Genomic DNA, 20,114 nt, shown 5'->3' on the forward strand with positions numbered 1-20,114 from the left:
GGCCCTATCCTGACGGATTCCGGCTCAGGCGGAAAGCCACAGATCGTGCCAGCTCGACGATCCCCAGCGCGGCGTGTTCGAGTGGTTGCGCGCCTTGGCCGTGATCACGGTGACGAAGATCTGCTCGATCGGCATCCACACCGGCAGCTCGGTATTGGCCTCGCGCACGAAATCTGCGTAGAGCGCCTTGCGCTTGGCCGGATCGACCTCGGTCGCCGCGTCATCGATGATCTTGTCGATCTTGGCATCGTCCCAACCCCACTGATTGGTCCACGGCGCGCCCTTGGGCTGGCCGGAGCGATACCAGACCGTGGTCGAAACCGCGGGGTCGTTGCGGTACTGGTGCCAGCCGGTCGCGAGATCGAAGGCGTGCTCGTCATAGACCTGCTTGAGGAAGCCGCCGCCATCGTTGCGCACGATCTCGATCGCGATGCCGACCTCGCCCAGCGACTGCTGGAGGAAGGTCGCCCACAGCGAGATGTCCTCCCCCCATGGCGCGGGCAGCAGCCGCAGCGAGAAGCGGGTGCCGCCGGCGCCGGGCTTGTAGCCGGCCTCGTCCAGGAGCGCCGCCGCCTTGGCCTTGTCGTAGGGATATTGCGGCGTATTGGCGCCGGGATAGAAGTCGGTCGAGGTCGACGGGATCGGACCGGTGCCCAGCTTGGCGAAATCGCCGAGGAAGTTCTCGATGAAGAAGGGAACGTTGATCGCGTGCGCGATGGCGCGGCGGACCTTCACGTCCGCCAGCTCCTTGCGGCGGACGTTGAACTCGAGCGTATTGGTGCGCGCGTTGCCCTCATTGCCTTTGGTCGAGACGATGAAGCGCTTATCCATGCCGAGCCGCGCCATGTCGGAGATGGTCAGGCCCGAGAACGGACTGTAGTGCAGCTCGCCTGCCTCCATTTGCGCCGCCGCCGCCGCACGGTCAGTGATCACCTTCCACACGATGCGGTCGAGATAGGGCGCGTTCGGCCGCCAGTAGTCGGCATTGCGCTCGGCGATGATATACTGGCCGCGTTCGTACTTCACGAATTTGAACGGACCAGTGCCAATGGGGGCGAGGTTCGCGGGGTTCTGCCTGATGTCGCCGCTCTCGTAGATGTGCTTGGCCGAGACGTAGCCGAGATCGGGCAGGGCGCGCAGCAGCAGGTTGAGCGGCATCGGCCGCTCGTAGCGGAAGATCGCGGTTTGCGGATCTGGCGTGTCGACCGCAGTCAGGAACAGCTGCAGGGTCGATCCGTAGTTCAGGATCTTCTTCCACATGTTCATCGCGGTGAAGGCAACGTCCTCCGACGTGAACGGCTTGCCGTCATGCCAGGTGATGCCCTTGCGCAGCTTGAAAGTGACGGTCTTGCCGTCCGGCGTCGCCTCCCAGCTCTCGGCAAGTACGCCGACCGGCTGGCCGTTGGCATCGAGGTCGACGAGGTTCTCCTGGATCTTGCCGCCGATGATGTAGACGCCGGTCGAAGCCTGGAGGCTTGGGTTGAGCTGGCGCTGCTCGGCGCCGTAGTGAACGTTGAACACGCCACCCTTGCGCGGCGTCTCCTCGGCGAAGGCGCGGAATGGATTGACCACGTTCGCCGCGATGGCAGCGGAGGTCAGGAGGGCGGTCCGGCGGCTGATCTCGAAACGGCTCGAATTCATCAAGGTCTCCCGAAGGCCAAGCGGGACGCTGGCCGATGGCGCAATCGGCGCGAAGATTACGCGGATCGCGGGTCCAAGTCATTTGCGAATTGCCATGCAGTTCTGCGGCATTCTCGGCCGGCCCATGCAGCCGGCGGCACCGTGGCATACATTGCTCGTATACGAACGATTGGGAGAAGATATTCGCCGACAGGGACTTGACTGAGGTGGGGATTGCCGGCTGCCACGAACAACCGGAGGCAACTCTGACGCGGCGCCAATAGACTGCGCTATCTCAGATCGACGTCATGGGGCGCCTTCGATCGGCAGCCGCAGCTCGAACGCGACACCTTTTTCGCCCGGCCCCAGCGAGATCTCGCCGCCATGGCTTGCCATGATGGCGCGCACGATCGCCAGCCCCATGCCGGTACCGCCGCTGTCGCGCCGGGTCGTGAAGAAGGCATCGAAGATGCGGTCGCGGTTCTCCGGCGAGATCGGATCGCCGTCATTGCTGGCGATGACGATCAGCATCCCTTTGCTCTCCTCGGCCTCGAGGCGGATGCGCCGGGCGCCATGCCGGACGGCGTTGTCGACGAGATGCGTGAGCACGATCAGCACGGTCTCGTTCGGGAGCCTAGTGCTGCGCTCGACCGGGCCGGACGTCTCGATGACAGTCGAGGGGAAACGCACTCGCAGCGTGCCGACGGCCTCGGCTATGCTACCAGCCTCGACCGTCGACACCGTCTCCGCCCGTGCCAGCTCGCGCAAGCGTTGGGCCAGCGCCGCGAGCCGGTCGGCGTCGCCAAGGATGTTGGTGAGGAATTTCTCCTGCTCGGCGCGGGTCAGGGTCTCGGAAGGGCTGGCCAGGGAGTCGAGCAGCAGCTCGGCTGCGCCCTTGATCGAGGTCAGCGGCGATTTGAGCTCGTGCGTCAGATGCGCGGAAAAGCTCCTGATGTAGTTGGAGCGTTGCGCCAGTTGCTCGGCCATGGCGAAGAAGTGCTCGGCGAGCTCCGCGAAGTCGCGGGTGCCGTAATGGGCAAGCGGACGGAAACCCGCGGGATCGTTGCGTCCGATCCTGCCGGCGCGATCGACCAGCTCGCGCATCGGCCGTGTGATCGTGCGTGCCACGACGAGGCCGACCAGCAGCGTCGTGAGGACAATGGTGGAGCCGGCAGCGATGAACTTGCCGCGCTCCTGATAGAGATGCTCGAAGATGTTGCGGGGCGTGCGCGAGGTATAGATGACCCCGGCAACGTGATCGTCGACGATCACGGGCATGGCCGAGAACACATGGACGCCGACGCCGCGGCTGATCGAATAGATCGGTGGCGGGGCCTTGTCCGGAATGCGAATGCGGAGCGCGGCGCTGTAGCGTCCCTTCAGGGCGGCAGCCACCTCGTCGATATGAGCGAGTGATTTGCCCATCTCATCGCGGCCGGCGATCACGACCCCCTGGGGGTCGAGCACGCGATACCCGGCCAAGGTGACCTTCTGCGTCTCCCTGACGATCGGCAGCAGCCGCGTGCCGATCGCGACGTAGGCCGGATCGGCAGGATGGACCGCGTCGCGGGCGTCCGGGCGGCGGACGAAAAGATCGTTGGCCAGAAGATCGAGCAGGGGGCGAATGGGCGTCACCTCGTCGGACGAATCCGGACGTGACTCGGGCGGGATCTCGGCGCCGAGCGGAACGCCGGTGGCAAGGCGCGCGGAAACCTCCTCGGCGAAGACCGCCGCGAGGACACGGCTCTGCGCGATCAGTTCCGCCTGTGTCTGACGGATCAGCTGGTTGTCATAGATGCGAAAGAAGAACAGCCCGACGAGCGGCAAGGTGCCAACCAGCGCCAGCACGCCAAAGACGATCTGTCCCAGCGACGGCCGCCATTTTGCCTTGGGCTTGGGCGCGATCATGGGGTGCCGCAGCGGCCGAGCCGGAAGCCCACGCCATGGACCGTCTCGATCGCGTCCTCGCAATGCGCGGCTGCGAGCTTCGCTCTGATGTTGCGGATGTGGCTGTCGATCGTTCGGTCGGAGACCTGAATGTTGAGCTGATAGGCGGCGGCCATGATCTGCTCGCGGCTGAACACGACCGCAGGACGCGTCATCAGCGTGCGCAGGATGCTGAACTCCAGCGCGGTGAGCGTCAGCGGCATGTCATCGAAACGGGCCAGGTGCTGCTGCGGGTCGAGCCGGAGCCGGCCATGGACGAGCTTCTCCGGCTCGGCCGAGCGATCACCTCCGCCGTTCGCGACCCGGCGGAGAATGACGTTGACGCGGGCAACCAGCTCGCGCGGACTGAACGGCTTTGTCACGTAGTCGTCGCCGCCGATCTCGAGCCCGAGAATGCGGTCGATCTCCTCGTCGCGGGCCGACAGGAACAGGATCGGCACTTGCGAGGTCCGGCGAATGCGCCGGCAGACCTCGAGGCCGTCGAACTCCGGCATGCCGACGTCGAGCACGATCAGGTTCGGACGGTCTTCGGTGACGCTGGCCAGCGCGGCGCGGCCGTCGGCGGCTTCCTTCACCGCCATGCCGGCCTTGCTCAAGGCCACGCGCAGGACCTCGCGGATATGTGGGTCATCGTCGACGATGAGGATTCGGGGAGACACGAGCTCTACTCCGCGGCGAGGCATCAGCTTGGTTTCTGCGACACAGGATGTGTATCGAGATAGCGCTGCAGGCGCCAGCCGCGAAAACTCCAGGATCGCCAGGACGCCATGCTGCTTTCCTGTTGCTCAAGGAGCCGATCACGGTCGCTGGCCAGCCCTCTGTCCGTCGGTCGCAACAGCATCGCCCGCTCGATGGCCGGCAGTGCCTCGGGCCCGAGCCAGACGAGATAGGAGCCGTCGATGAGAGGGCCGCTCTGTCCCGCCTCACGACTATGGGAGACATTGAAGTCTGCGATCGGCCGGTCGAAATTGATCAGCGCACAGCCGTAGATGGTCGCCGAGAGCACCAGCAGGTTCATGCGGATGAGCCATGCGTTGGACTTGTCGAGAGCGATCCTGAGCACGATGAGGATCAGGCCGATCGCGACCAGGATCATCCATATCAGGGCCGCGATTCGCCAATAGGTCAGAGCATAAGTCTCGATATACATGTGAAGCCGTTGAATCGAGGACACGACCAGCATCACGTTCTGAGCCACCCAGAGATAGACCAGCGGCCGGACCAGTCGCGACTCGTTTGCCGTGGTCTCGGAGCGGACGGCGACGATGACGAAGGCAGCCGCGAGCAGCGCCGTGACGATCAAGGGGTAGGCCCCTCGGTGCGCATAGGTCGCATAGGTCATGCCGTCCGGAAGCGCAGCACGTCCCCACAGATATGCGCCGTCGAGCGCCGTCTGGAGGGCAAACAGGATGTTGAACAGGATCAGCGCCCGGATCACGGTTTCAGGGCCGAGCACGGTCGTCAGGATTGACGGCTGATCGGGCTCGCTTTCGATCGGCGGGCTCGAGGTCTTGGTCCGCTCGCGCCAGCGAAGGTTGACGAATGGCCAGACCATGGACAACGTCACGAGCCAGAAGATCGCGTGCCCCATCGTGAGTTGGGAGGCGACGCGCTCGGGACTGAGGACGGCGAACCACCGCTCAATGACCGGATTGGCTGCTGCGAACAGAGCCAAGAACACGCAGCCGAGTGCCAGCGGGATGCTCCAGACAACGAGAGTTCGCGTGATCATGTTCGTGCGCAGCGTCACGATCGCATCAGGTATCAGTCGAAACGGCCCGATCAGGAGCAACTGCCGCGCGGCGGTCAGCGGAAGCCGGAAGCCGCGCGCGGATCGGTTGGTCGCCAGCGTGATAGCCGACAGCGTCGTGAGCAGCAGGACAGGAAAAGAAAGCAGGTTCAGCTCCTCGATGGCGGGAGCCAGGCCGGCAACGAAGAGAACTGCAGCTCCGACCAGACGGTTTCGATCGGTCTTGGCAAGATTGGCGAGAATGCTCGCTGCGGCGAGCGCGGCGAAAAACAGCGGGAATGCCAGGCCGATCGGCCGGCCGTTGTAGAGCAGCGTGTCGGCGAGGCCGACGAGACCGGCAGTGATGGCGAATTTGAGCCACATGGAATCGGGCGCGACGGGCGCAGCCGTCGGCTCGGCGAGAGTCGTCATGGAGGAATCCTTGGTTTGGGTCATCGTTCGGGCCGGGAGGCACAAGCCGATGAGCCAAGCATGACGCCTGCCCATGCAGCAGCTCACGAGGGGATCTGCAGCATTTCAGGATTTGTTTGCAGATTTCGTGCAGACGCGATTCCACATCTGGCGCAGGGAAAACGTGATTGTTACGGCAATGGCCGTCTTTCCCCTCGGATGATCGGCTGCATACATGCTCGGACGTATCAGGACCGCGGTTCTCTGGATCCTTGCTCTGCTCTTCATTTTCGTCACGCTGAACAGCAACGAGCCCTATCTGGTTCGGCTGCGGGGCAGCGGCCACGCAGCCCTGCTCCTCATCGGGCTTGCCGTTCCGCTGCTGCTGATGCTCGGCGGTCGGTGGCGGCGGGGGCCCGCCGGACGCGCTCTGGTCGTAGCATGGTGCGTTCCGCTGATCATGCTGACGTCGACGCAGTTCATGTTTGCCTGGCGCAAGTACGAGACGTTCCGGACGCCCCCCGACGTGGCGCATCTGCTCGGCCGGCATTTCATCGTCGGTTACACGGCCGTCGATGACGCAGCCGCGTTGGCCCGACAGGGGTTGATCGCGGGCGTCTATGTGACACACCACAACATCCGCGGCCGGACCGAGCCTCAGCTGCGCGCCGAGATGGCGCGATTGCAGGACGCGCGCCGGAGTGCCGGGCTGCCGCCTCTGCTGGTTGCGGCGGATCAGGAGGGAGGCGCCGTCGCACACCTGTCTCCGACCCTGCCGAACATGCCCGGCCTCGCAACGCTGGCCGATCTGCCGGCCTCGCGGCGCGCGCAGGATGCGTTCGCGATGGGGCGCGCCCAGGGTGAGGCTCTCGCGGCTGCCGGCATCACCTTCAATTTGGCTCCGGTCGTCGACCTTCGCCCGAGCTGGACACGCAACCGACTGGACTTTCACACCTTGATCGGCCGCCGCGCGATCTCCAACGATCCCGCGGTGGTTGGCGACATTGCGCTCGGTTACGTCCGTGGCCTGGAAGCAAGCGGTGTCCGCGCGGCCGTCAAGCATTTCCCTGGTCTGGGGCGCGTCGCAGCCGATACGCATCATTTCTCGGCGCAGCTCGGCACGCCGGCAGATGTCTTGGAACGGTCGGATTGGCGGCCGTTCCGACAGGTGCTGCAGGGCTCGCACGCGGCAATGATGGTCGGTCACGTGACGGTCGATGCGATCGATCCGGAGCGGCCTGCCTCACATTCCAAAGCCGTGCTCGAGGGACTCATTCGCGGCCGCTGGAACTATCAGGGCGTGATCGTGACGGATGATCTCGTGATGGGGGCGATCTACGGCCGCGATCTCTGCAAAGCTGTCGTGGAAGCTCTCAACGGCGGCGCCGATCTGTTGCTGGTGGCCTATGACGGCACCCAGTTCCACCGCGCGCTCGCCTGCGCCAAGGAGGCTCTGGCGGAAGGACGCATCGACCTCGATGCAATCAGCAGGAGCGATGAACGGCTGAAGCGCTGGGCGCCGACGGTTGACAAATCACAGCCGTCGAATGTGTCTACGGTTATGCAACAGCCTGGAGGCGTGCATCAGAAGATCGTGGACTGAATGGCAGCGAGCCCTCAGCGCGGGCCATTGCCGGTCCAGTTGCGCCAAGCGACATTCGAGAGGCTTCGCAGGTCGGTCGCCAGCGGGCGTCGCGTCTGCTTGTCGTGCTGAGCGATGAGGTGCTCGGATTCGCGGATCTTGACCTGGAGTTCCGCAACCTGCCGCTTGGTCTGTTCAAGCGCCTTCGCATCGGCGCTCTCGCCCACCGTGAACCGCGCCGTCTCGATCTGTTTCAAGGTCGCGCGATTCTTTTTGAGCTGGGCGCGATGCCAGGCAACCTTGCTGTCACTGTCCGCAACCATGGTGGACTCCCGCGAAATGCCGCGGAGACTAAACGACCGATTTCTGATTCGCGATAGCTTCGGACCGGCATCGCCAACATTGGAATACCGATCTGCCGACCCATCGTCCTGGTGAGTCGAATATGCCGGTTCAATCCAACCCTGCGGCGCGTCTCATCTCATCAATCAGTTCGGACGCTTCAGCCTTCGTCATCTCCGCTCGCGTGGGATCGGATCGGCCAGCCTGCTCGCTGAGCGTTCTCAAGTAGGAAGCTTGGGCATCCGTCATCGGATCGGCTCCGGAAACCCAGTCCTCGGGATCTTTCTGCAGCTGTTCGGCCATGGGGATCTCCCGTTGTTGCCCGGCTTCAACGGGAAAGCTTGCAAAGTGTTCCTATTTTGTTCTATTGTGCGATCCTACTCTTGCTCGGGTGCTTCATGCGCGATCTATGTGTGGTTCGAGCCGAAATCGACCGTATGCGTCTCCGGGTCGGGCGGCAGCGCCGTGAAATCGTGCAGCTACGGCGAGCTCGGGCCTCGACGGCGGCCGCCGAAGTGCTTTTGCACCACATGTTGGAGACGCTTGACCGGCTGCGGCAACAGCGAGAGCGGCTCAAGCTGGAGGAAGCGAGCCGACTGCCTCGCAAGCAGCGCGGCGCCCGGCGCGCATGAGACGCTGGCGGTAAGGCCGAGCGATCCGCCGCTCGTCCGTAGTCCGATGATCAGGCCAGGAACCGACATGGCCGACGAACATCTGAGCCGCAAAGGCCAACCTGCGCCGGGTCATGAGGACGTCCGCATCTTCAATTTGGCCGGTGAGGAGAAAGATTGGTCGGTAGTCCGGCTCCCTCGATCAGCATCGGGCGTGTGAGCTTCGGGCAATACGATGTCCGGCGGCGCGGCGGTAAGCTCTTCCGGTGTGGCCTCGCATGATTTGATCTCGAAATTGTTGTCGAGGATTTTCTCGCCATGCGTGCCGAGCGTGATGAGATCGGCCTGTTCCGCGGCCTCCCAGACCTCGCGCTCGGTGCGAAACGGGCGGGTCATCTGTTCGTCATTCTCAAACAATGCGTAGGGCACGAGCGCCTCCAGATTGCGATCCGCCGATGCAGCGATGCCGTGCCGCTCGACGCCGCCCATCCATTCAAGGCAGGGACGTCCAAACAAACGGCGCCATAGGCAGGCTGGTTCCACCCAGGCGAGCGCTGACTCGATCGACCAGTTGTGACGATCCGCCCGGCCTGCCAGGCGGAACATGGAGACCAGCGCGAGGTTGCCGGCGGTGTCGAATGGCCAGGAGAGTCCAATGGATATCAAGGGAAAGAAGATCGCGATCCTCGCAACCAACGGGTTCGAGCAATCCGAGCTCGAAGTGCCGCGCGATCGGCTCAAGCAGGCGGGCGCGACCGTCGAGATCATCTCGCTCGCGCCGGGCGAGATCAAGGGCTGGGATGAGAAGGACTGGGGACGGACCGTCAAGGTCGACAAGACGTTGGACCAGGCGTCTGCTTCGGACTACGACGCCGTCGTGCTGCCGGGCGGTCAGATCAATCCGGATCTGCTGCGGCTCGAGCCGAAGGCGCTGCGGTTCATCAAGGAGATCTTTGAAGCCAAGAAGATCGTTGCGGCGGTCTGTCATGCGCCGTGGCTCCTGATCGAGACCGGAATTGCCAAGGGGCGAAAGATGACGTCCTACAAATCGATCAAGACGGACGTTGCCAATGCCGGCGCGCATTGGCAGGACGCGGAGGTCGTGGTCGATCAGGGCGTGATCACTTCGCGCAATCCCGGAGATCTGGAAGCCTTCAGCGCCAAGATCATCGAAGAGGTCAAGGAAGGCCGCCATCTCAAGCGCAGCGCGGCTTGATGCTGAGATCGGAAGCCGGGAGAAAACCCGGCTACCTCAGTGGGACGGGCCCAGCGCCCGAGGGGTCGAACGCTGGGCCGCAGTCCACACGGAGTGCCTCCAGCGAGATGGGGGAACGCCGCCAGAGGCATGGAAATGACTCGCGGCAGGCCGGGTCGTTCCCAATTCCTAGCGCGGACCTTCGCCCGCGGGACTTCGACGATAGCCTCGCAACGTTCAGTGAGGAATCGGAACTTCGCTGCTCATCCCGGGTTTGCCGCTTTTGAACAGGCCGCGGAGAGCGTCGTGAGCGAGAAAGCAAAAATCCAGGACTACAGGGCTCCGGCCGGCGGATGGGGTTCGGTGCACGCGGTCGCCAGCATCCTGACGCAGGAGGAGGTGACCCTGCTTGGCAGCGAGATCCTGTTGAAACAGAACAAGCCAGGCGGCTTCATGTGCGTCAGCTGCTCCTGGGCCAAGCCGGCAAAGCCGCACCCGTTCGAATTCTGCGAGAATGGCGCCAAGGCGACCGCGTGGGAAATCACCGGCAAGACAGTCGGACCGGAGTTCTTTGCTCGGCACAGTCTGACAGAATTGCGATCCTGGTCGGATCATCAGCTCGAAGAGCAGGGGCGTCTTGCTCATCCGATGCGCTATGACGCTGCGGCGGATCGCTATGTTGCCGTGAGCTGGGACGAGGCCCTTCGCGACATCGGGGCGGAGTTGAACAGGCTCGATCCACGCTCGGTCGTCATGTACACGTCGGGCCGGGCCTCGCTCGAGACGAGCTACATGTATCAGCTTTTCGGCCGCATGTACGGCACCAACAATTTTCCCGACAGCTCCAACATGTGCCACGAATCCACATCAGTTGCTCTGCCGGAGGTGATTGGCGTCCCCGTCGGTACGGTGCTCCTTGAGGATTTCGACAAGGCGGATTGCTTCTTCTTCTTCGGCCAGAACACGACCACCAACTCGCCGCGCATGCTGCATCCGTTGCAGAAGGCGGCACAACGCGGCGTGCCCATCATCACGTTCAATCCGCTGCGGGAGCGTGGGCTGGAGCGCTTCACCAATCCGCAAAATCCCATTCAAATGGTGCTGACGGGGGGAACGCGGATCAGCACGCAGTATCATCAGCTGCGCATTGGCGGCGATGGTGCGGCACTACTCGGATTGTGCAAGGCCGTGATCGAGGCGGATGATGCCGCGGTCGCGACCAAGAGCCCGCCCGTGCTCGATGTCGCCTTCATCGAGCGGCACACGTCCGGCTTCGAAGCTTTCGCAACCTGCTGCCGGCAGGCGTCGTGGAGCGATATCGAACGCTCCTCCGGCCTCACGCGCGGCGCCATTCTGGAGGCTGCCAAGGTCTACGCAGGCTCGCACGCCGTGATCGCCAATTATGGGATGGGAATAACCCAGCATCGGCATGGCGTCGAAACCGCGAAGATGATTGTCAACCTGCTGCTGTTACGCGGCAACATCGGAAAGCCGGGGGCCGGCATCTCGCCGGTTCGTGGCCATTCCAACGTTCAGGGGCAACGCACCGTCGGCATCTCCGAGAAGACCAAGTTGGTGCCGCTCGACAAGCTTGCCGAGCTCTATTCGTTCGAGCCGCCGCGTTGGGACGGTCTCAGCACGGTCGATGCCTGCCAAGGCATCATCAAGGGGGACGTCAAGGGCTTCGTCAGTCTCGGCGGTAACTTCCTGCGCGCCGTCCCTGAACGCTCGCTGATGGAGCCGGCGTGGTCGAAGCTGCGGCTGTCGGTGCAGATCGCAACCAAGCTCAATCGCAGCCACATCGTCCCAGGCGAGGTGACCTATCTGCTGCCGTGCCTCGGCCGCATCGAAATCGACCGGCAGGCAGGCGGAGATCAGGCGGTCTCGATGGAGGACTCCACCACCTGCATTCACGGCTCGCGCGGGCAGCGCCAACCCGTCGCAGAGACCCTGTTGTCGGAACCAGCCATTGTCGCCGGTCTCGCCAAGGCCACCCTGAAGCCAAATCCGCGCGTCGATTGGGATGCCTGGGTGGGCGACTACGCGCGCGTCAGAGACGCGATCGAGCGGACCTATCCCGAGCAGTTCAAAGACTTCAACAAGCGCCTGTTTGAGCCCGGCGGCTTTCCGCGGCCGCTTGGTGCCCGCGAACGCAAATGGAAGACGCCGACCGGCAAGGCGAACTTCACCGTGCCCAAGGCGGCGCTCAATCCGCCGGAGGAAGGCAATGGCGTTTACCAGCTGATGACCTTGCGCGCCGACGGCCAGTTCAACACCACCATCTACAACGAGGACGACCGGTTTCGCGGCGTCACCGGTGGCCGTCAGATCGTCTTCATGAACGCGAGCGACATGGCTGATCTGGGCATCAAGCAGGGCGAGCCGGTTCGGCTCTCGACCGAGGCCGATGACGGCGTGGAGCGCTCGCTGGGCGGGCTCCAGGCAGTGGCGTTCGACATTCCGCGCTACAGCGTTGCGGCCTACTACCCCGAATGCAACGGATTGATTCCGCTATGGCACTACGCGGAAGGGAGCAAGGTGCCCGCCGCCAAGTCGATCCCGGTCCGGATCTCGCGCGACATGGCCTGAGCTATCCGGAGCGGTCAGCCAGCAGCCCGTTGTCGTGCGTCGCCCGGCGCCGCCGTTGCGCAAGGGCTCGTGATCTCCGGCGGGGTCGCGCCGGGGCGGAGCGGGACGACCAGCCGGCACACCAATCCCTCGGGACGCCAGTCGAACGAGGCGCGCCCACCGAGCTGGCTTTCCACACTGGCCATCAGGCTGCGCGTGCCGAAGCCGCGCGAGGTCGGCGCGCGCACCAAGGGACCGCCGGTTTCAATCCAGATCAGATCCAGGCGCTCATCCTCGATGCTCCATTTGACCGAGAGATGCCCGGAGCGGACCGACAGCGCGCCGTATTTGGCCGAGTTTGTCACCAGCTCGTGCAGCGCCAGCGCCAGCGTCTGCGCGGTCGCAGGCTCAAGCTGCAGATCGACGCCGTCAAAGGCGACTTGGCCGCCGGTTGCATAGGGCGCGAGCTCTTCGGCCACCAACCTACCTATTTTCGCACCTTCCCAGCTTGATAGCGAGAGGATGGTGTGAACGCGGGCCAGTGCGCTGATGCGCCCCTCTACCGCGTTGACATAGGTCTTCACGCTGTCGGCTTTGGTCAGGCGAACGATCGACTGAGCCAAGGTCAGCGCATTCTTGGCACGATGATCGACCTCGCGGGTCAGCAGGTTCTGGCGTTCCTCGGCGCGCTTGCGCTCGGTGATGTCGATCGTGACCCCGCTGACGCGGACCACGCGGCCGGTCCTGTCGGTGGTCGCCGCGGCCGTTCCCACGCACCACCGCTCTTCGCCATCGGGCCGGTGGATCCGGAACTCAGCCTCATACGACGTCGCGCCACGGCTGAATTCCGCGACCACCTGGCGGGCGCGCTCGGCATCCTCCCGGTGCAGCAGCGCCATGATGTTCACGGTGTTCAGCTCGAAGTTCTGCGGCGTGACGCCGAAGATGCGGTACTGCCCCTCGTCCCACATCCAGTCGCCATTGACACCGTCCCAGTCCCACGAGCCCATCCTGCCGGCCGCGATCGCCATGCTCCGACGCTGCTCGCTCTCGACGAGCTTTGCTGTCGATCGCTCAAGCTCGGCGGTGCGGGCCCGTACCCGGTCCTCCAGCTCAAGGTTCAGATGTTCCAGCTCGCGTGTCTTGCGATAGAGCTCGGCAAAAACCTTGATTTTGGCGCGCAGCACCTCCGGCACGACAGGAACCGGCACGTAGTCGACGGCGCCCATCTCATAGCCACGAAGGCGATCGAAGTCGCTCACCTGGATGGCGGAGATAAAGATGATCGCAATCTTCTGGAACCTCGGATGCTCACGGATCATTTGCGCCAGCTCGAAGCCGTCGAGCTCAGGCATGCAGACGTCGACGAGAATCACCGCGATCTCGTTCTTCAGCAGAATTTCGAGCGCCTCGCGACCAGACGTGGCGACTACGAGGTTTTCGCCGAGTTCCTTCAGGATGACCTCGTAGGCCAGCAGCTTCGCCGGCTGATCGTCGACCAAGAGGATGTTGACCTTCGCATGTTCCATCATGATGAGCCGTTCAGCGGTGCAGCCACATGCGGATCGCAAGAAGCAGCTGCTCGGTGTTGACGGGTTTTGCCAGATAATCGGAGGCGCCAGCTTCGAGACACTTTTCGCGGTCTCCCTTCATGGCTTTCGCGGTCAACGCGATGATGGGGAGCCGGACGAAGGCGGGGTTTTGCCTAATGACGCCGATCGTCTGATAACCATCCATCTGCGGCATCATGATGTCCATGAGGACGATCGCGATCGCGGGATTGCTCTGCACCAGGTCGATCGCTTCGCTGCCGGTGGTGGCCGTCAGCACTTTCATGCCGCGGCGTTCCAGCACGCTGGAAAGAGCAAAGATGTTGCGGGCGTCGTCGTCGACCAGCAGCACCGTCTTGCCGATCAGATCCTCGTCGGAACTGTTCAGCTTCTCGAGCATGCGCTGCTTCTCGAGCGGCAGTTCCGTAATCACGCGGTGAAGGAACAACGACGTCTCGTCGAGCAGCCGCTCCGGCGATTCCACGCCCTTGACGACGATGCTCCGCGCCATCGTATGCAGTTCCGCATCCTCTTCGGCCGACAATTCCCGCCCGGTGAAGACGACCACCGGAACGCTCGACAAGAACTCGTCGGAGCGCAATTGATCGAGCACGTCGAACCCGCTCATGTCGGGCAGCCGCAGATCGAGAACCACGCAGTCGCACGGTGCGCTGCGCAGCGTTTCGAGCGCCGCAGCTCCCGTATCCGCCGCGATGATCTCGATGTCGTCGTGATCCAACAGCTGGCGGATGCTGAGCTGCTCGGCCGCGTTGTCCTCCACGATCAGCAGCCGCTTGCGTCGCGGCTTCGCGTATTCCTTGATCTGCGACAGGGCCGCGCTGACGCCTTCCGTTGTCGTGGGCTTGCTGACGAAGGAGAAGGCCCCACGCGCCAAAGCGTGCTGGCGGTCTTCGTCGAGCGTGATGATCTGCACCGGGATGTGCCGCGTCAGCGGATTATGCTTGAGCTGGCTCAGAACGGTCCAGCCGAGCATGTCCGGCAGGAAGACGTCGAGAGAGATCGCGGCCGGTTGATACTGTTTGGCGAGATCCAGCGCCTCGGCGCCGCGGCTGGCGGTCAGGACCTTGAAGCCCCTGTCGCGCGCGAGGTCGATCAGGACGCGCGCGTAGTGTGGATCGTCCTCGACCACGAGCAGGATCGTATCGCCGGGTTCGAGATCGAGACGATCGTCCGGCGGGGGCTCGATACCGCGCTCTGGCGCGGCCGCTTGCTGTAGGGCTGGAGGTTGAACGTAGGGAACGGGCGATGCCGGACTGACGCGCGGCGCCGTTGCGGGACCTGAATATTTGAGCGGCAGATACAGCGTGAAGGTGCTGCCCTTGCCGGGGGCGCTCTTGAGGTGGATCTCGCCGCCCAGGAGGTTGGCGAGCTCGCGGCTGATCGCGAGCCCGAGACCAGTGCCACCATATTTGCGGCTCGTGCCGGCATCCGCCTGCTGGAACGCCTCGAAGATCAGCTTCTGCTTGTCTTGCGGAATGCCGATGCCGGTGTCCGAGACTTCGAACGCGATCACGGCCGGTGCCGTGTTGAGCACCGGATGTTCTGCGCTCCATCCGCCGAGCGCCGCAGACACCTTCAAGCGCACCCCTCCTTCGGCGGTGAACTTGAAGGCGTTCGAGAGCAGATTCTTCAGCACCTGCTGCAAGCGCTTGGAATCCGTGACGATGCTACGCGCAAGGTTCGGGTCGACGTCGATGTTGAAGGCGAGCAGGCGATTTTCCGCCTCGTGGCGGAACGGACGCCCCACGGTCTCCAGGAGGTTGGTGGTGAGGATCTCCTCGGCATCGACCGTCACGGTGCCGGACTCGATCTTCGAGAGATCGAGGATGTCGCTGATCAGATTGAGCAGATCGGTGCCGGCGCCATGGATGGTGCGGGCGAACTCGACCTGCTTGAGGGTGAGATTGCCGTCCGGATTCTCGGTCAGCTGCTGGCCGAGGATCAGGATGCTGTTGAGCGGCGTGCGCAGCTCGTGCGACATGTTGGCGAGAAACTCGGACTTGTACTTGGACGTCAGCGCGAGCTCGGTCGCCTTTTCCTCGAGCGCGCGGCGGGCCTGCTCGATCTCCTGGTTCTTGCGCTCGACCTCGACGTTGCGCTCGGCGAGCTGTTGCGCCTTCTGCTCGAGCTGCTCGTTGGTCTGTTGCAGCTCGCGCTGCTGGGTCTGAAGCTCCGCGGCGAGCTGCTGCGACTGCTTCAGCAGTCCCTCGGTCTGCATCGTGGCTTCGATCGAATTGAGCACGATGCCGATGGAGTCGGTGAGCTGCTCGAGGAACGTCATCTGCGACGTCGTGAACGGACTGAGCGACGCCAGCTCAATCACCGCCTTGACCTGGTTCTCGAACAACACCGGCAGCACCACGAGGTTCTTAGGGACGGCGCGGAGCAGGGCGGAGCCCACGGGGATGACGTCGGATGGTATCTCCGAGACCAGCCGCTGGCGTTTGTCGATCGCGCATTGCCCGATCAGCCCCTCACCGAACTGGACGTGCGTCCGGTGAGGATAGATGCCGTCATCGGCGTATGAGGCGAGCAGGCGCAGCTGTGGCGCGGACTCGGTCTCGACCTGGTAGATCACACCGCGGTGAGCGTTCACCAGTGGCGTCAGCTCGGTCAGCAGCAGGCGGCCGACGGTGGTCAGGTCGCGCTGGCCCTGCAGCATGTTGGTGAACTTGGCGAGGTTCGTCTTGAGCCAGTCCTGCTCGGTGTTGAGGTCGGTGGTGAGCCTCAGATTGGTGATCATCGTATTGATGTTGTCTTTGAGCTCGGCCACCTCGCCGCGGGCATCGACCTGGATGGAGCGGGTGAGATCGCCCTTGGTCACGGCCGTAGCGACCTCGGCGATGGCGCGCACCTGGGACGTCAGGTTGGCCGCGAGCAGGTTGACGTTGCCGGTCAGGTCCTTCCACGTGCCGGCCGCGCCGGGCACGTTGGCCTGGCCGCCGAGCCGGCCCTCGACGCCGACCTCGCGGGCCACGCTCGTCACCTGGTCGGCGAAGGTCGCCAGCGTCTCCGTCATGTTGTTGATGGTATCGGCGAGCGCTGCGACCTCGCCCTTCGATTTGACCGTGAGATTCTGCTTGAGATCGCCGTTGGCGACGGCGGTCACGACCTTGACGATGCCGCGGACCTGCTCGGTCAGGTTCGCGGCCATGAAGTTGACGGTATCGGTGAGGTCTTTCCAGGTGCCGGCAACGCCCGGCACCTGCGCCTGTCCGCCGAGCTTGCCTTCGGTGCCGACCTCGCGTGCCACGCGCGTCACCTCGCCGGCGAAGGCGTTGAGCTGATCGACCATGGTGTTGATGGTGTTCTTCAGCTCCAGGATCTCGCCCTTCACGTCGACGGTGATCTTGCGCGACAGGTCGCCGCGCGCCACTGCCGTGGTCACCTCGGCGATGTTGCGGACCTGCGTGGTCAGATTGGCCGCGAGCAGGTTGACGTTGTCGGTCAAATCCTTCCAGGTGCCGCCGACGCCGGGCACAACGGCCTGGCCGCCCAACCGGCCCTCGGTGCCGACCTCGCGCGCGACCCGCGTCACTTCGGCCGCGAACGAGCGCAACTGCTCCACCATCGTGTTCAGGGTGTCCTTGAGCAGCAGGATCTCGCCGCGCACGTCGACCGTGATCTTCTTCGACAGGTCGCCCCCGGCGATCGCGGTCGCGACCTCGGCGATGTTGCGGACCTGCGCGGTCAGGTTCGAGGCCATGAAGTTGACGCTGTCGGTGAGGTCCTTCCAGGTACCTGCGACTTCGGGCACCTCGGCCTGGCCGCCCAGCTTGCCTTCGGTGCCGACCTCGCGCGCCACGCGCGTCACCTCCGATGCGAAGGCGTTGAGCTGATCGACCATGGTGTTGATGGTGTTCTTCAGCTCCAGGATCTCGCCCTTCACATCGACGGTGATCTTGCGCGACAGGTCGCCGCGCGCCACCGCCGTGGTCACCTCGGCGATGTTGCGGACCTGCGCCGTCAGATTGCCGGCCATCGAGTTGACGCTGTCGGTGAGATCCTTCCAGGTGCCGGCGACGCCGGGCACGTTGGCCTGGCCGCCGAGCCGGCCCTCGGTGCCGACCTCGCGCGCGACGCGCGTCACCTCGCCCGCAAAGCGGTTGAGCTGATCGACCATCGTGTTCAGCGTCTCTTTGAGACTCAGGATCTCGCCGCGCACGTCGACCGTGATCTTGCGCGACAGGTCGCCGCCGGCGATGGCCGTCGCCACCTCGGCGATGTTGCGCACCTGCGCCGTCAGATTGCCGGCCATCGAGTTGACGCTGTCGGTGAGGTCCTTCCATGTGCCGGCCACACCGGGCACCTCGGCCTGGCCGCCGAGCTTGCCGTCGGTGCCGACCTCGCGCGCCACGCGCGTCACCTCACCGGCGAAGGCGTTGAGCTGGTCGACCATCGTGTTCAGCGTTTCCTTCAGCTGAAGGATCTCGCCGGAGACGTTGACCGTGATCTTCTTCGACAGGTCGCCCTTGGCGACGGCGGTGGCGACCTCCGCGATGTTGCGGACCTGGCCGGTCAGGTTCGAGGCCATCGAGTTGACGCTGTCGGTCAGGTCCTTCCAGGTGCCCGCGACGCCGCGCACCATGGCCTGGCCGCCGAGCTTGCCCTCGGTGCCGACCTCGCGGGCGACGCGGGTCACCTCGCCGGCGAACGCGTTGAGCTGGTCGACCATCGTGTTGATGGTGTCCTTCAGCTCCAGGATCTCGCCGCGCACGTCGACGGTGATCTTCTTCGACAGGTCGCCGTTGGCGACGGCGGTCGTCACCTCGGCGATGTTGCGGACCTGCGCCGTCAGGTTCGACGCCATCGAGTTGACGCTCTCGGTGAGATCCTTCCAGGTGCCGGCAACGCCGAGCACGTTGGCCTGGCCGCCGAGCCGACCGTCGGTGCCCACCTCGCGCGCCACGCGCGTGACCTCGCCGGCGAACGCATTGAGCTGGTCGACCATCGTGTTCAGCGTCTCCTTCAACTGAAGGATCTCGCCGGAGACGTTGACCGTGATCTTCTTTGATAGATCGCCGCTGGCGATGGCGGTCGCGACGTCGGCGATGTTGCGGACCTGTGCCGTCAGGTTCGACGCCATGAAGTTCACGTTGTCGGTGAGATCCTTCCAGGTGCCGGCAACGCCCGGCACCTGCGCCTGGCCGCCGAGCTTACCCTCGGTGCCGACCTCGCGCGCCACGCGCGTCACCTCGGATGCGAAGGCGTTGAGCTGGTCGACCATCGTGTTGATGGTGTCCTTCAGCTCCAGGATCTCACCGCGCACATCGACCGTGATCTTGCGTGACAGGTCACCGCGGGCGACCGCAGTGGTGACGTTGGCGATGTTGCGCACCTGAGCGGTGAGGTTGCCGCACATCGCGTTGACGGAGTCGGTGAGGTCCTTCCAGGTGCCGGCAACGCCTGGAACGATGGCCTGGCCGCCGAGCTTGCCGTCGGTGCCGACCTCGCGGGCCACGCGCGTCACCTCCGACGCGAACGAGCGCAGTTGGTCGACCATCGTGTTGATCGCCTCCTTCAACTGCAGAATTTCACCACGCACGTCGACCGTGATCTTCTTCGACAGGTCGCCATTGGCAACCGCGATCGTCACCTCCGCGATATTGCGGACCTGGCCGGTGAGGTTGTTGGCCATCGAGTTGACGCTCTCGGTCAGGTCCTTCCAGACGCCCGTGACTTCGGGAACCTGGGCCTGGCCGCCGAGCTTGCCCTCGGTGCCGACCTCGCGCGCCACGCGGGTCACTTCGGACGTGAAGACGCTGAGCTGCTTGATCATCGTATTGACGATCGTCGCCGACTGCAGGAACTCGCCGCCCAGAGGCCGGCCATCGACATCCAGCTTCACGGTCTGCAGGAGGTCGCCTTGGGCCACGGCGGCGACCGCGCGAGTCACCTCGCGAGTGGGCCATAGAAGATCGTCGATCAACGTGTTGATCGAGCTCTCCATATCCGCCCAGGAACCGCTGGCGATGCCGAACCGCACGCGCTGGCGCGTCTTTCCCTCGCGTCCCACGACCTGGCCGACGCGCTCGAGCTGCTGCGCCATCCGCTCGTTGGCTGCAATGATCTCGTTGAACGTGTCAGCGATCTTGCCGTCGATGCCGAGATAGTCGCCGCTCATGCGCACGGAGAAATCTCCGGAACGCATGGCCTGGAGGACGCGGAGCAGATCCTGGCTGGCATCGGCCGCCTCGGCTCCGTTGCCGTGGCGACCGAACCCCTGGCGCATGGGCATCGCACCGGCAGCAGCATCATCGCTCATCAAGTTCCCCCAAGTCAGAATCGTCTACCATCAAGAATCTGAGACACTTATGACGGGCGGCATAGAAGCCGCGGCAACTAATCAAATCAAGCCGGGAGGCCGATTTCTCCGACTGATGGAACCGGCATTTGCCGGCACAAATGGCTCAACTCCACTCCAGGCGGAACGTTCCAGAATTCTTTTTCTCTCTTGCGAGTATGAGCCATCCCTTTCCGGAACCAAGCCAGAGATTAGCCTTCGCTGGTCGTGCCGAGGGGTTACGAGAAGCACGAT

The 20,114-nt window shown here is 64.1% G+C and carries 12 protein-coding genes; 3 read left to right on the top strand and 9 right to left on the bottom strand.

What is annotated here, in order from left to right:
- Positions 1–24: 24 nt before the first annotated feature.
- The 4 genes from ACQR1E_RS01035 to ACQR1E_RS01050 form a co-directional block, all read right to left on the bottom strand.
- Positions 25–1,641 (bottom strand): ABC transporter substrate-binding protein, encoded by a 1,617-nt coding sequence (locus ACQR1E_RS01035; RefSeq protein WP_434896549.1) that lies wholly within the window; start codon positions 1,639–1,641, stop codon positions 25–27.
- Between the two features lie 285 nt (positions 1,642–1,926).
- Positions 1,927–3,528, bottom strand: a complete 1,602-nt coding sequence (locus ACQR1E_RS01040; RefSeq protein ID WP_434896550.1) for a HAMP domain-containing sensor histidine kinase — start codon at positions 3,526–3,528, stop codon at positions 1,927–1,929.
- The gene (locus ACQR1E_RS01045) at positions 3,525–4,226 is read right to left on the bottom strand and encodes a response regulator transcription factor (protein ID WP_315711815.1); all 702 of its coding nucleotides are present in this window, start codon (positions 4,224–4,226) and stop codon (positions 3,525–3,527) included. Before ACQR1E_RS01045 ends, ACQR1E_RS01040 begins: the two co-directional genes overlap by 4 nt.
- Before the next feature lie 23 nt (positions 4,227–4,249).
- Positions 4,250–5,728 carry a DUF4153 domain-containing protein gene (locus ACQR1E_RS01050; RefSeq protein WP_434896551.1) on the bottom strand — a complete coding sequence of 493 codons (1,479 nt, stop codon included), beginning with the start codon at positions 5,726–5,728 and terminating at the stop codon, positions 4,250–4,252.
- 214 nt (positions 5,729–5,942) lie between these two features.
- Between ACQR1E_RS01050 and ACQR1E_RS01055 the strand changes: the two genes are divergently transcribed.
- The gene (locus ACQR1E_RS01055; protein ID WP_434896552.1) at positions 5,943–7,310 is read left to right on the top strand and encodes a glycoside hydrolase family 3 N-terminal domain-containing protein; all 1,368 of its coding nucleotides are present in this window, start codon (positions 5,943–5,945) and stop codon (positions 7,308–7,310) included.
- 14 nt (positions 7,311–7,324) lie between these two features.
- Here ACQR1E_RS01055 and ACQR1E_RS01060 read toward each other — a convergent pair whose 3' ends face one another.
- The 3 genes from ACQR1E_RS01060 to ACQR1E_RS01070 all read right to left on the bottom strand — a co-directional run bounded on the left by ACQR1E_RS01060 (position 7,325) and on the right by ACQR1E_RS01070 (position 8,908).
- On the bottom strand, positions 7,325–7,612 hold the full coding sequence (locus tag ACQR1E_RS01060) for a hypothetical protein (RefSeq protein WP_315711818.1): 288 nt from the start codon (positions 7,610–7,612) through the stop codon (positions 7,325–7,327).
- Between the two features lie 130 nt (positions 7,613–7,742).
- Positions 7,743–7,934 carry a DUF3072 domain-containing protein gene (locus tag ACQR1E_RS01065; protein ID WP_315751073.1) on the bottom strand — a complete coding sequence of 64 codons (192 nt, stop codon included), beginning with the start codon at positions 7,932–7,934 and terminating at the stop codon, positions 7,743–7,745.
- A 440-nt stretch (positions 7,935–8,374) separates the two neighbouring features.
- Positions 8,375–8,908 (bottom strand): hypothetical protein, encoded by a 534-nt coding sequence (locus tag ACQR1E_RS01070; protein WP_434841144.1) that lies wholly within the window; start codon positions 8,906–8,908, stop codon positions 8,375–8,377.
- Here ACQR1E_RS01070 and ACQR1E_RS01075 point away from each other — a divergent pair.
- A complete protein-coding gene (locus ACQR1E_RS01075; RefSeq protein WP_315711823.1) occupies positions 8,898–9,458 on the top strand; it encodes a type 1 glutamine amidotransferase domain-containing protein in 561 nt (186 codons plus the stop codon). The genes ACQR1E_RS01070 and ACQR1E_RS01075 overlap by 11 nt on opposite strands.
- Before the next feature lie 285 nt (positions 9,459–9,743).
- The gene (locus tag ACQR1E_RS01080) at positions 9,744–12,026 is read left to right on the top strand and encodes an FdhF/YdeP family oxidoreductase (protein WP_315711825.1); all 2,283 of its coding nucleotides are present in this window, start codon (positions 9,744–9,746) and stop codon (positions 12,024–12,026) included.
- 14 nt (positions 12,027–12,040) lie between these two features.
- On the opposite strand, the gene ACQR1E_RS01085 is transcribed toward ACQR1E_RS01080, so the two are convergent.
- Positions 12,041–13,534, bottom strand: coding sequence for an HWE histidine kinase domain-containing protein (locus ACQR1E_RS01085; RefSeq protein WP_315712612.1), 1,494 nt, complete (start codon positions 13,532–13,534; stop codon positions 12,041–12,043).
- A 13-nt stretch (positions 13,535–13,547) separates the two neighbouring features.
- Complete coding sequence (locus ACQR1E_RS01090) at positions 13,548–19,808, bottom strand: HAMP domain-containing protein (RefSeq protein WP_316165453.1); 6,261 nt, start codon at positions 19,806–19,808, stop codon at positions 13,548–13,550.
- Positions 19,809–20,114: the final 306 nt, after the last annotated feature.

The organism is Bradyrhizobium sp. HKCCYLRH1030, from assembly GCF_051168395.1.
Lineage (GTDB): Bacteria > Pseudomonadota > Alphaproteobacteria > Rhizobiales > Xanthobacteraceae > Bradyrhizobium.

Coding starts and splice junctions, on each gene's coding strand:
- ACQR1E_RS01050 (WP_434896551.1), bottom strand. CDS start 5,728: ATGACGACTCTCGCCGAGCCGACGGCTGCGCCCGTCGCGCCCGATTCC.
- ACQR1E_RS01075 (WP_315711823.1), top strand. CDS start 8,898: ATGGATATCAAGGGAAAGAAGATCGCGATCCTCGCAACCAACGGGTTC.
- ACQR1E_RS01035 (WP_434896549.1), bottom strand. CDS start 1,641: ATGAATTCGAGCCGTTTCGAGATCAGCCGCCGGACCGCCCTCCTGACC.
- ACQR1E_RS01065 (WP_315751073.1), bottom strand. CDS start 7,934: ATGGCCGAACAGCTGCAGAAAGATCCCGAGGACTGGGTTTCCGGAGCC.
- ACQR1E_RS01040 (WP_434896550.1), bottom strand. CDS start 3,528: ATGATCGCGCCCAAGCCCAAGGCAAAATGGCGGCCGTCGCTGGGACAG.
- ACQR1E_RS01090 (WP_316165453.1), bottom strand. CDS start 19,808: ATGCGCCAGGGGTTCGGTCGCCACGGCAACGGAGCCGAGGCGGCCGAT.
- ACQR1E_RS01055 (WP_434896552.1), top strand. CDS start 5,943: ATGCTCGGACGTATCAGGACCGCGGTTCTCTGGATCCTTGCTCTGCTC.
- ACQR1E_RS01060 (WP_315711818.1), bottom strand. CDS start 7,612: ATGGTTGCGGACAGTGACAGCAAGGTTGCCTGGCATCGCGCCCAGCTC.
- ACQR1E_RS01085 (WP_315712612.1), bottom strand. CDS start 13,534: ATGGAACATGCGAAGGTCAACATCCTCTTGGTCGACGATCAGCCGGCG.